9 protein-coding genes and 1 pseudogene are annotated in these 12284 nt (G+C 43.4%); 4 read left to right on the forward strand and 6 right to left on the reverse strand.

From position 1 onward, the window contains the following. The first annotated feature begins 450 nt into the window (after positions 1 to 450). Positions 451 to 1230 (forward strand): tetratricopeptide repeat protein, encoded by a 780-nt coding sequence (locus LAY57_RS33100; RefSeq protein WP_249071448.1) that lies wholly within the window; start codon positions 451 to 453, stop codon positions 1228 to 1230. A gap of 265 nt (positions 1231 to 1495) precedes the next feature. Here the strand turns inward: LAY57_RS33100 and LAY57_RS33105 are convergent, their stop codons facing one another. After that, positions 1496 to 2320 carry a TIGR01548 family HAD-type hydrolase gene (locus LAY57_RS33105; protein ID WP_249071441.1) on the reverse strand — a complete coding sequence of 275 codons (825 nt, stop codon included), beginning with the start codon at positions 2318 to 2320 and terminating at the stop codon, positions 1496 to 1498. Between the two features lie 101 nt (positions 2321 to 2421). Here LAY57_RS33105 and LAY57_RS33110 point away from each other — a divergent pair, with 101 nt between their 5' ends. Then, positions 2422 to 2739 carry a 30S ribosomal protein PSRP-3 gene (locus tag LAY57_RS33110; RefSeq protein ID WP_275994452.1) on the forward strand — a complete coding sequence of 106 codons (318 nt, stop codon included), beginning with the start codon at positions 2422 to 2424 and terminating at the stop codon, positions 2737 to 2739. Here the strand turns inward: LAY57_RS33110 and LAY57_RS33115 are convergent. After that, entirely contained in the window at positions 2736 to 4538 is a 1803-nt protein-coding gene (locus tag LAY57_RS33115; protein ID WP_249071443.1) for a serine/threonine-protein kinase, read from the reverse strand. The genes LAY57_RS33110 and LAY57_RS33115 overlap by 4 nt on opposite strands. Before the next feature lie 265 nt (positions 4539 to 4803). On the opposite strand from LAY57_RS33115, the gene LAY57_RS33120 reads away from it, so the two are divergent. Then, positions 4804 to 5403 (forward strand): Uma2 family endonuclease, encoded by a 600-nt coding sequence (locus LAY57_RS33120; protein ID WP_249071449.1) that lies wholly within the window; start codon positions 4804 to 4806, stop codon positions 5401 to 5403. Between the two features lie 308 nt (positions 5404 to 5711). On the opposite strand, the gene LAY57_RS33125 is transcribed toward LAY57_RS33120, so the two are convergent. After that, positions 5712 to 7817, reverse strand: a complete 2106-nt coding sequence (locus LAY57_RS33125; protein WP_249071444.1) for an SPFH domain-containing protein — start codon at positions 7815 to 7817, stop codon at positions 5712 to 5714. A gap of 211 nt (positions 7818 to 8028) precedes the next feature. Beyond that, complete coding sequence (locus LAY57_RS33130) at positions 8029 to 8580, reverse strand: siphovirus Gp157 family protein (protein WP_249071445.1); 552 nt, start codon at positions 8578 to 8580, stop codon at positions 8029 to 8031. 337 nt (positions 8581 to 8917) lie between these two features. Between LAY57_RS33130 and LAY57_RS33135 the strand changes: the two genes are divergently transcribed. Continuing rightward, positions 8918 to 10378 carry a hypothetical protein gene (locus LAY57_RS33135; protein ID WP_249071446.1) on the forward strand — a complete coding sequence of 487 codons (1461 nt, stop codon included), beginning with the start codon at positions 8918 to 8920 and terminating at the stop codon, positions 10376 to 10378. A gap of 184 nt (positions 10379 to 10562) precedes the next feature. On the opposite strand, the gene LAY57_RS33140 is transcribed toward LAY57_RS33135, so the two are convergent. Together LAY57_RS33140 and LAY57_RS33145 are read right to left on the reverse strand one after the other, a co-directional pair. Then, positions 10563 to 11666, reverse strand: a complete 1104-nt coding sequence (locus LAY57_RS33140; RefSeq protein ID WP_249071447.1) for an acyltransferase family protein — start codon at positions 11664 to 11666, stop codon at positions 10563 to 10565. Positions 11667 to 11669: 3 nt separating this feature from the next. Then, positions 11670 to 12284 (reverse strand): annotated as a pseudogene (locus tag LAY57_RS33145) (hormogonium polysaccharide biosynthesis glycosyltransferase HpsE); the annotation flags it as partial.

Below are 12284 nucleotides of genomic sequence, written 5' to 3' on the forward strand. Positions count from 1 at the left end.
TCAAAAGTCAAAAGTCAAAAGTCAAAAGTCAAAAGTCAAAAGTCAAAAGTCAAAAGTCAAAAGTCAAAAGTCAAAAAGGGGCTAGGAATAGCCTAATTAGTCATTGATAACAGTTAAAAACAAGGGACAAAAATTCTAATGATTCGCTGGATTTTTAATTTACTGTGTGTGCTGCTTGTTGTTATTTCAATTGGGTTTGTTAATATTTGGCCTGTGATGGCGCAAACGGAAATGCAGCCGATTATTACTGCAACGGAAACGCCGGAGCCAAGTGTTAGCGAAACGGAAACGCAGCCGATTATTACTGCAACGGAAACGCCGGAACCAAGTGTTAGCGAAACGGAAACGCAGCCGATTATTACGGCAACCGAGACGGCGGAATCAAGTGTTACCGCAACCGAAACGGAAACGGAGCCGATTACTACTGCAACCGAAACGGAAACGGAGCCGATTATTACTGCAACGGAAGCACAGCCAAGTGTTACCGAAACCGAGACGGAACCGAGTCTTACCGAAAAAGAGTTAGAGGAAAAAATAAATGAATTGGGTCAAAAAGTAGTTGATGCCACCCAAAATGGGGACTTTGCCACATCTGAAACTTATTGGACTCAGCTGATAGAGTTATTGCCGAATAATGCAGCTTTATGGAGCAATCGGGGGAATGCTAAGGCGAGTCAGAATAAGTTGGAGGAGGCGATCGCAGATTACAATAAATCGATGGAACTGGCCCCCAAAGCGCCCGACCCCTATCTGAATCGTGGCTTGGTTTTGGAAGCGCTGGGACGGTTCGATGATGCTAGAGCAGATTACAATCATTTACTGGAACTGAGCCCCAACGATCCGATGGCTTACAACAACCGGGGGAATGCTGAAGGAGGTTTGGGACAGTGGCAAAATGCGATCGCAGACTACGAAAAAGCCATTGAGTTAGCCCCCAACTTTGCCTTCGCCCGTGCTAACTACGCCCTCGCTCTCTATCAAACTGGTCAAACAGAAGTAGCCATTCGCACTATGCGGAATATCATCCGCAAATATCCCCAATTTCCCGACATGAGGGCAGCTTTGACAGCCGCGCTTTGGGAACAAGGACAACAGGGCGAAGCCGAAAGTAACTGGGTTGCAACTGTTGGACTAGATTCCCGTTATAAAGAAATCGAGTGGGTGAAAAATATCCGCCGTTGGCCTCCTGCTATGGTAGCAGCCTTGGAAAAGTTCCTGAAAATTGAATAATTGCCGCTCATTTCTAATAATATTGTGTTTGGTTGCATCGGTAGCGTAAGCGTGATGCGAGAAATTGTCTGTTGTCATCGAGGGTTAAATTTTTACCACAGATGAAGACAGATGAACACAGATGAACACAGATAAGAGAGTTATTTTTTTTAGACAACCGATGCCACCGGACATGATATAATTCCTGAAACCCTTGATTCTAAACCCTTCTGACCCTAGCCCCTAGCAAGAAAGCCCCTAGTCCCTAGCTATATAATTTGGCATACTAAAAATAAGAGAGTAGCAATTCCCCAATTTGGGCTGGAGTTAACTCTTGGACGTTGCTGAAAATTATATTGGCACCAGCTTGTTGGAGATTGGCGGCATAGGCGTCGCGACGTTCGGGTATCTGCTGAAGATGGGGCGGCAAGATTCCTACGCCAATCCAACACCGACTGGGTTGTAGCGATCGCGCTTTTAGGACAGTATACATATCGGCAACCGTATCGCCCACATAGATAACCGGCGTCGCTACATCTATTGATGATTGGTTCTCCAACTGATGCACAGCTGCGAACAAACCAGTGGGGTCGGGTTTACCGGGGGCATCCTCCATCGCCATCAGTACAGGCGACTGTAAACCCAGGCGTCCCTCTAAAACGTAGGCAGCTTCGGCGCGGGGTGCGCCGCTGAAAAAGCCCCAAGGAATGCCCGCTTGGGTAAGGCTTTCCAGGTAGCTAGGCTGTAAAAGCAAGGGTTCGGTACAGATATAACCTGTCCAATTTTGGGAATTGGGCCCTTGATACCGGGACTGGAAAAAGTCGATGAGGGTTTGGTAGTCGATCGCAATTTCGCTTCGTTTTTGTCCCTGAGCCTCAAAATATCGATAAACTAATTCTTGGGAAGCCTCCCAGTCGTTATTCCAGATGCCTTCCGACTTGAGTCTGTCCATATCTGCTTGTGTTGGGCGGGAGGCAAAGCCTGTGAAATGCTCGACGGTATCTGCGATCGCTCTCCGATAAGATCCTGCCACATCGCGGATCACACCATCAATATCGAAAACAACGATGGCGGCGGTTAAGTTGGCTTCCAGACTGGGTTTTGGGGTCAATGTTCTGCACCTGCGAATCTGATATTTTTGCCAGAGAATTTGGTCATCGACCAAATTCTCACGCTAATATAGTAAGGTTGTATAGTCTCAAAAAGTCTGAGTTGAACTCGGAGGTTTCATTGTCGAAGTTCATTTTAAAGGTTCTTTGGCTGGATAAGGATGTAGCCATCGCTGTTGACCAAGTTGTAGGCAAAGGCACCAGTCCTTTGACTAAATACTTTTTCTGGCCTCGGAACGATGCTTGGGAAGAATTAAAAAACGAGATGGAGGCCAAGCACTGGATCTCCGAACACGATCGCGTAGAATTGCTTAATAAAGCAACGGAAGTCATTAACTACTGGCAAGAGGAAGGCAAACGCCGCCCGATGTCTGAAGCGCAAGGTAAATTCCCAGAAGTAGCGTTTACTGGTAGCGCTTAAAGTTTACTTACAAGCCGCCACAACTTGATAGTCTTATCCTTGCTAGCGGTAGCAAGGATTTTTCCATTAGGACTAACAGCAATCGCAGAAACTGAATCAAAATGCTCATCGAGGGTAGCAATTTCTTCGCCAGTACTTACCCTCCAGATTTTTATTGTCTTATCCCAACTTCCGCTAAATAGGGTTTCGCCATCCGCACTAAAGGCAACTGCTACGACTGTCCAGGAGTGGCCCGAAAGTGTGCGGATTTCTTGCCCAGTTTTCAAGTCCCACAATTTGACGGTTTTATCATCGCTACCCGTAGCAAGGATCTTACCTTGCGGATGGAAAGCGGACGCAAAAACTGGCCATAAGTGACCGATCAGATTATAGCGCAGAGGGAACCCCACCCCCAGCCCCTCCCCGCGACGGAGAGAGGGGCTGGGGGTGAGGTTTTGGCAATCCCACACTCGCACAGTTCGATCAAAACTGGCGGTGGCTAGTAACACAGGCGTCTCGCCAGTGAGATCAGATTGACTAAAAGCAACTGAATTTACTTGTAATTGATGTCCGGTTAATATGCAAAGAAGTTCTCTTGTTTGAATATCCCATAATTTAATCGTTTTATCCCAGCTACCGCTGGCTAAAATTTGGCCGTCAGGGTGAAACGTCACTGACTTAACAGCGTGGTCATGTCCCAACAAGGTGCAAATTTCCTCACTTGTGCTGACGTTCCACAATTTGATTGTGCGATCGTCGCTTCCAGTTGCTAAAATCGTTCCATCTGGACTAAAGGCAACAGATTTAACAAAATTTGTATGTCCGTAGAGGGTAGAGATTACTTCCCCCGTATTTATATTCCATAATTTGATATTTTTGTCATCGCTGCAACTGGCTATAATTTCACCATTAGGGCTGATGGCAACTGAATTGATACAACCATATAAACCTGAATTTCCCGTAAGGGTACGTATGCACCGCCACGGGGGATTTGGGATTTGGGATTTGGGATTTGGGATTTGGGATTTGTTAATGCCGATGGTTTCCATGACTTCATCAGCGGATTGAAAGCGGAGGTTGACGGCATTTTGGATGAGTTTGTCTAGGATCTGAGAGAGGCGATCGCTCACTTCACCAATTATATACTGTCGCCAAACCCAACAATCATTCGCCACATCGAACAAATCAAAAGGAGAAATGCCAGTTAGCAGGTAAATGCAAGTTACCCCCAAGCTATAAAGGTCGCTGGCAAAAACAGCTTTTCCTTTCGCTTGTTCTGGTGCCACATATTCTGCACTGCCGATGCTAGTTTCGGTTTTCAGAGAGTCGATGATTGTCACCCTTTTGGCAGCACTAAAATTAATCAAAAATAGGCACCGATCGGAATTACGGCGAATTATATTTGCTGGTTTAATATCTCGATGAATTATTTCATTGTCGTGGATAAATTTCAGCACTGGCAATAAATCATTTAATAGTTGCCAAATCTGCGCTTCATTGAAGCTGCTTTCTTGCTCCACCACTTTAGCTAAATTAGTGCCATCAATAAACTCTTGAATCAGATAAATATATTCATTTTCTGTGAAATAATCTAACAGTGCGGGAATTTGGGTATGTTGGCCTAATTCTCCCAGTAATCGTGCTTCTTGTGCTAATTTTGTGGCTTGGGTTAAGTTTTCTGGTGTTTCGTTGTCATTAGATAATTGTTTAATTATACAAGGATAGGTCGGAGATACACTTTCATCGACGGCGAGGAAAGTTTTGCTAAATCCCTTTTGCGCGATTAATTCGATGATGCGGTAACGATTGTGAATTAGCAAAGGTTTGGCTGAAAAATTTAATTTATTATATATTAACTCAGATTGGGTCCGATCGATCAATTTTCACCGTGAAAATACCACTTTCGGGAGATTGCTTTTGCTTAAACACATTTACATTAGACATCTCCAAAAAAGTAGAGATGTTGCATGCAACGTCTCTACAAGGGTTCTAGGGTTAGCACCTTTAATTTCTGGAGAGGTCTATTGGCAATAATCCCGCTCGGAGATGTTATACTAAGACGAAGCCTTCGCAGAGCGTATTATGATGCAGCTTACCGAACAGCAATACTACTCCCCAGAAGAATACCTAGCACTAGAGGAAGTAGCTGACTATAAAAGCGAATACATTGACGGGCAAATTTTCCCTATGACAGGCGGATCTACCAATCACAACCAAATTGCTGGCAATTTTTATGCCGAACTGATCTTTGCTTTCAAAAAGCTGGATTACCTAGTGTACATGAGTGATGTGAGGTTGTGGATAGCGAAGCGACGCATCTACACTTATCCTGATGTAATGATAGTAGCAGGAGAACCAGAATATTTTAATAACAGAACTGATACGATTATAAATCCAAAAGTGATTATTGAGGTTTTGTCAGACTCAACTAAGGGATATGACAAAAGTGGAAAGTTTGCAGCTTACCGGACGCTCCCTAGTTTGTCAGAGTACATCTTAATCGACCAAACAAAAGTTCATGTCGAACAATTTTATAAGACGGGTAAAAAGCGGTGGTCATTTGGCGAATATGATGCTGAAGATGAAGCGATCGCGCTCAATGCAGTACAATTTAAAATTTCCCTAGATGATATATATAATAAAGTAAAATTTGAACAACAAGAAGTTTCAGAGGAATGTTATTAAGGATTTTTAAATAAAAAATATCCATCAGAAACCCGGTTTCTTTGAGAAACCGGGTTTCTGGCAGCTGAGTGCTTACGCTTGCCATCAGAAAATGCGATCGCGTCGCCCCCTGAACCAATGAATACCGGGAACGAAGTAGAGCGTTAGTAAGCTCCTGTAAGTCGATTGATAGGTAGGAAACCCTGACAAAGTAACCAATGCCCCTTCCAGAAACCCGGTTTTTCCAAAAAACCGGGTTTCTTACCCCCTCCCTAAGCCTCCAGAAACCCGGTTTCTCTAAGAAACCGGGTTTCTTTTTTACTACTAAATTATCGAACAGTTGGCGGTTTGCCTTGACTGTTTTGATTATTGGGTAGGAACTCGACAGGAATTACGGGAACATTATCTGATTTGGGCAATGTTGAGTCACCATTGGTTTCGGTCGGAATTGGCGGCGTGCCATTATTCGGTTTACCAGATTGATTCCATAACAGCATTGTTAGCAAACCATCGACTAAACCGTTACCGCCGTTGTTACCGCTGACTAAGATATCGGGGATGAGGCGGACTTTGCGATCGCCTATAATCTGCATTAGCTGCATCGCCGTGTAACCTTGCGAACCCAAAGCTTCCACGCCTGTACGGTAAGTTTCCGCTTTCGCATTACCCGTAGCGCGAATAGCATCAGCTTCCGCAATAGCTTTCAGTTTCGTAGACTCAGCTTCACCAGTTGCTTGTTTAATCTGCGCGTTCGCTTTCAATTCCGCGATGCTGACATTCTGTTCAGATTTCACCATTTCTTGTTGAATATCAGCTAATGCAGTTGACCGGACAAGTTGCTGGCGTTGCGTTTGCGCCATCTGCTGCACTTCGTAAGTTTTGCGTTGTTCTTCAGCAATCTTACGTTCGGTTTGGGTTTGCATCAACTGTGCTGGCGGCTGAATATCGCCGATCAAAGTATCGATTGCTTGTACATCATAAGCTCGCAGCGCCGTTTTGATATACTCAGCAGCCTCAGCTTGACGTTCGCTTCTAGCACTGAGGAAATCTAACACCGTGTAAGCTTGCGCGGAATTACGGAAGTAATTACCGATCGTAGGCTCTAATACATGATCTACCAAATTTTGCATCGCGCCAACGCGAGATATTACTTTCGGCGCATCTAAAGCACCGACGTGGATAATTTGGGCAATTTCCAAATCGAAGGCAAAACCATCAGTAGAACGCACTGTTAATGATTCCAGTTTGGAGTCGTAATTGTGGCGTTCTGTGCGTGCTGACCAGTTTAATACTATATTGGTTGTCGGCACAAGTTCCACTTTCATGATCCGCGTATTTACCGGATGTTTGCCGGGATAAAGTGGTTCAGTCCACACGCCTTTATGTCCCGGACGCACTAAATCTCCGTGGGTGAAAGATGCACCGCTGACATCTTCGTGCGCTTTGCCAACATAAGAAATTACCACACCAACATAGCCGATCGGAATTTCGGTCATCGCTACCTGTTCGACTTGCACGAACCAAGGGTTCATGTTCCAGGAACCAGATAGGAGAATTTGCTCTTGTAAACCGCGCCTTCCGCCTGCTTCGACGAATTTCTGACCGTTTTGGAAGTTGTCGTGTCCGGGAACAACTGCTCCGGCAATTTCGCCTTCCCCGATGGGAATACCATCTAAAGTAGTGACAATTCCTACTCTGTCGGATGGGAGATTGTAAACGCGCAATTGTTCTGGACTCATGCCATGCTGATTTGCATTTGTGGCAGTAATTACTTTGAACAAAGCGGTATTAATTCGATAAGTACCGGCGGTGAGAAAGCCTAGTTGACGCCCTTTTTCTCCACTGCTAGTCAGGAATTTGCGGGCATCCTGAAAGTTATCGCAAGCGACAACTTTAGCTAACATATGTTGCGGTGGAATAGAGCCACCATCTGCGGCTACAATTAGGGCGATTTCGCCTTGGGGTACGACGGTGACGGATTCTTTGCGAACTGAGTATTGCCAAGGCCAATGGCCCCAATGCCACCCAGGGGCAAGGGTATCGGCTTGATATCCAGCTTCCCCATTTAAGGCAATTAGCCGCCCTGCTGGAAGTCCGCGACCGACTAGGGTAAATTTTTTAACAACAATGCCGACTTCGCGTTCGCTGATGACGACGAGTCCGCCAAAGAATATGGGGATACAGATGATGACACCGCCGACTAAAATGATGGCGATTAGTGGTCCGATGTCCGATCGCTCGATTTGATACTGAGTGCTATTGGTTTGCAGCTGGGCGACGGCAGGTTGTGCCTGGTTTTGCTGCAACGCTGGCGGGGACGCCTGCGCTACAATTTCTTTTGCACTGGCAGAATGGATGCCGCTGGCGATCGCGATCGAAGCTACTACCGATGCCGCCAATCCCAGGAGTTTACGGGGTTTTTTTAACCTTTGCATACAAAAGTTCATCCCTCATAGGGAGTATGTATTTCCACACTAACTATTCCCCATGACTTCTCCCAAATTCTTAAACTTCCTGTAATGGGGCATTGGTAATTTTAGATTTTAGATTTTAGATTTTAGATTTAATTTCAATTTGAAATCTAAAATCTTCCCTCTTCCCCTCTTCCCCCTAGCCTCTAGCCCCTAGCCCCTAGCCCCTTTCCAATCATTTAATACGGATACTCGTACCGCGATCGCCCAAATGTGCAAAATCTAAGTCCTCTCCCGCCTCCAGCGCTGCTCTAATCGCCGTTTTATCTGGCTCAACGCTAATTTTCTGGAACTTTTCGGGCAATTGGGTGGGCGATCGCGACTCATCCAGAATTAATGGCGCTTTTCCGCCGTTTTTTGCCAAAGATAACTTGTAGCGAGTCGTCTCAATTGTTTTGAGCTTGTTGACAGTAAAAAACCATTCTAGTCGTTCTTTGAGCATTTGGGCGCGTTTTTCATCAGCAGCGGCTAGTTCCGCTAACCTTTTGGCTTCTGCTTTGCGAACTGCGGCTTTAGCCTGCAATTCCGAAATTAGGGCGGTGTAGTTGTCGAGTTTGCGATCGCGTTCCTCTCCCAATTGCTCCAGCCAATTCGTCAGCAGCTGTTTGCTCTCGTTATCGTCGCCATCTAATTCATCCAGCAGAACATTCAACTGGCTTATCTCGTCAGAAAGGTTGAACAGGGTTCGCGGTTGTGCCGATCCATTCTGCGATGCGATGCTTTCCATTAATTCTGCTCCTCAGATAACAATAAGTTTAAAATGCCCACAACCATTAATTTTGAAGTATAATATATATATGACACTTCATTACCCCTTGGCTAAAACCTTTCCCATTACCGACAAGTTTCTTAGGATTTTTTTACCCCAGATGAAGGCAGATAACCCAGAGAATGAGAAGATTCATCGGTGTTTATCTATCTAGTCTCCGGGAACCTCTATCTTTTGGCAAATCTAAGTAGGTCGGCGCAAATAAATCATTCTTGGTATTGGTTGCGTAGCAGCTTAAACATCCCACATTCCCAGCGTTAACAGGCAGATATCTTAACTCAGGAGAAATCCAAACATGGCACGGAAAAACTCCCAATTATCACGACCAGAGTCTAGTACTTACACCAGCTTCAATATAGTAAAATGCAACGACAAAATTTCCCTGTTGGAGCTAGTCAAGCTGTTGGCAGAAAACAGCGCTAACATCATTATTAATCTCAAGCACTTGCAGGAGAGTTATCAAAGAAAAGGTCTGAAGAGAATTAACGGCTACAGAGACGAAAAAGGCAACCTCATCGAGCCTTTGCTGAAAAGTAATCTTTTGAATAGCAGCGAATATGTTCGCATTGTTTCGTTTAAACTGACTCGAAATACAGCTACCATCAATCTGCTGATTAATCGACCTATCAAGCTGGTAAACTTTGAGCAAGAAACGTCGATAGACGAGGTAGCCGGTTTGCTATTTACCAATCTTGAAAGTTTCAATAGCTTCACGATTGTCAGCGACGGTGAAGTAAATATTAAGTCGCTACCAGTCAAGATTAGCAGCAAGAAAGTATTTGATTTGCTGAAGTCAAAAGCTGTACTGGAAAAGGATGAGAAACCAGCGGAAAACTATGACTTCCGAGATGAATACACTATTCGCTTAGACAATTTGCCGATAGTGCCATTGACTGAAAATTATGGCAGTATTGATGGCGTATTCGAGGAGTTGGCCGAAATTAAAATCCTCTCTAGTATTCTATCGGCACACTTGAAAAAAGAGTCGGATATTTACACTCAAGAACAACTGGAGGAATTGAAAAAGCACTATCTTTCCAAGAGTCTTTACATCAACTTTCCGACGACGACAGAGTATAGCGATTTACAGTCAGCACTTGCTAAGGGCACAGTCGATTCTCGCGTCAGCTACAAAGTCGATATTGGCAGCAAAGATATCCTCAACTTCGGCAAACTTTACTCTGCCAACAAATTCCTCAACCGGATGTATGAGGTATATAACAAAGACACCGGCGAAAAGTTGGATAAACCGACATTCGACATCAGCTTAGATGAGGATGTTGTCTTCGGACACAAAACCCTGTCATCGCGAACCAAGATAACCAAGGTTGATGACTTGATGAAGCGGATTTTTGATAACTTTCTGGGGATTGAAGATAATGGCACCATTGCAGCTATCTTATCAAAAGTAGGTGCAGATATTTTGATGCGGTTGTTGCAGGCGAAATGGAAAGGAGAAAATGTCAGTCGAGAAGATTTTGTGGCAGCTTTGAAGACAGCAAATGAGAAACTTGATGACTATGTAGAAAAAGTTTATCGACAAAAGATTAGTCCGCTGGTTTTCTACATCGGTTCGACGGGACAGTTACCCGATGAAGTGGATAGCGTAGCGCAGACTGCTGATGCAATTGGTGCTAAGTACGAGAATTTGCAATTCTCCAAAGATGAGCAAGCGGGAGTGTTTTTTGAGGTTGGGGATACCATCATTAGCGTGTATGCTAAGAATGAGTATTACACGGTAAAAACGCTGGCTTAATATTCCCAGAACTTACGCCAAATCCTAATTTTGCCCCCCGATCTCCCAAAGAAAGGGGGGAGAAAAGACTTGTTACCCTTAGATTTGGGGGGCACGGGCAAAGGGAGGCCAATTCGTAAACCATGATTCCTTTGAGTCTAATAACCAGTAGGGTTGGGATTGTCCACCCTACTTTTAATAGTGATTATATTTCAAAATATTTTTTTAAATTATTGATTGGTTTTTCAAAAAATTGCCATGAAAATGAAGCAATAATTATAGTTGCTACAGTTTTAAAAAAGAATTCAATCCATATAGAACTTGGGTAAAATAGGTGAAACTTGCTGTTGAAATATGCCGGAACTTTACTCGCTAAAAAAGAGTGGTATACATAAATTCCATAACTAATCTTACCAAGATTTACAAGTGGTTTAAATTCTAAAATATTTCCTGCAATACCAGTAAAACCCCGTGCGGCGCGATCTACCAACCATGTGAAATAAAGAGCGGTAACAGTATCAAATAACCCAAATTCGATCGCGCCGTTTATATACTGTCTCGTAAAAATTAAAGTGATGAACAAAGTACCTCCTACCCAAAAACAAAAATTAGTTAAATAGTTTTTGTTTTTTAGTAGCTGTGGGTCGTGATAGTAATATGCCAGTAAAGACCCCATTCCTAGAGAATCTAAACAGGCAGGGGTAAGAAGCTCAACTTTAATTCCGCTTTTGAAAACATCGAAAAATAACATCCTGAATAACGGGGCTATTAAAATGGTTATTAAAATAACTTTTAGTAAGTGTTTTCTGGGAACAAAAACTATGATTAAAGGCCAGAATAAATAAAACTGTTCCTCTACTGATAAAGTCCAGAAAGGTGAATTAACATCCCATTTATTGAAAGCAAAATAAATGTTAGATGTATAAGTAAAATGCCAAAGATAAGATAAATTCCAGCCTGAAACAGATTTTATAGTCAGAAAAAGAACTAGATAATATATCGGTAAAAGACGCAAAAAGCGACGGATGTAAAATCTACGTATAGTCACTCCCGCATTTTGCCCGCCGAAATCAATTTTATCTCTGCATTTTAACAAAATACCAGTAATTAGAAAACCGCTTAGTACAAAGAAAAGTTTAACTCCTAATATCCCCCATTGCAATTTTGAATTTAAAAATAGTTCTTTCGGCAACCAGTGGTAAACCAATACGCCGAGTACAGCTATTGCCCGTAAAGCATCTAACTGAATTATGTAACCAGGCTTACTTTCTTTTGGTGGCTGCGTTGTTGAATCGATTGGTACTTCCATATGTTATTGTAAATTTTTTGTATGTTGATTTTTTCCAATATATCTAGCTAATTGGGAAAATAAGGAAGTTTTAATAAAATACAAAGGACTAGCCAAGCAACTCAAGAAAAATTCCATTTCGCAAGCTGCAACAATATCGGTTGTAACTCGATCTCGATACTGGCGCAGGTGTCGTACAGCACGGCGCAGGTTACTCAAAAAAATCCTGGTCATCACAATAGGCTTTTGCCCTTTTTTAGCATTAATCATGCGGAGATGGCAAATGCACAAACCACAGGCTCGACTCAGAGAAATTAAGTAATCTCTTTCTAGCCGCCAATAAGGAATTTGATGATAGGTGTGCATGGCTGGATTATACCAAATTTCCCACCCTACTTTGTGCATATACAGCAATGGCTCGTAATCTTCACCTCCTAACATCTGTCCTCCCACTCTACCACTTAGTATGGGGCGTTTGGGAACATTTTCGCACCAGGCTTGTTTGCGAACTACTACTGCTGCTGCGGGGGGTAAATTTAAATGTTCGGGATCGTAAAGATGAGGTTTTTTACCTCGTTCTCTAATTGCTAAAAATGATTGTATTCTTTTGAAGTTTTCTGGCGGTTCGACTTCAAAATT

The sequence above is a fragment of the Argonema antarcticum A004/B2 genome (assembly GCF_023333585.1).
GTDB classification, from domain to species: domain Bacteria; phylum Cyanobacteriota; class Cyanobacteriia; order Cyanobacteriales; family Aerosakkonemataceae; genus Argonema; species Argonema antarcticum.

What these genes read in the sequence shown, in the direction of transcription:
- LAY57_RS33120 (WP_249071449.1), top strand. Translation starts at nt 4,804, where the DNA reads ATGCAGCTTACCGAACAGCAATACTACTCCCCAGAAGAATACCTAGCA.
- LAY57_RS33125 (WP_249071444.1), bottom strand. Translation starts at nt 7,817, where the DNA reads ATGCAAAGGTTAAAAAAACCCCGTAAACTCCTGGGATTGGCGGCATCG.
- LAY57_RS33130 (WP_249071445.1), bottom strand. Translation starts at nt 8,580, where the DNA reads ATGGAAAGCATCGCATCGCAGAATGGATCGGCACAACCGCGAACCCTG.
- LAY57_RS33135 (WP_249071446.1), top strand. Translation starts at nt 8,918, where the DNA reads ATGGCACGGAAAAACTCCCAATTATCACGACCAGAGTCTAGTACTTAC.
- LAY57_RS33140 (WP_249071447.1), bottom strand. Translation starts at nt 11,666, where the DNA reads ATGGAAGTACCAATCGATTCAACAACGCAGCCACCAAAAGAAAGTAAG.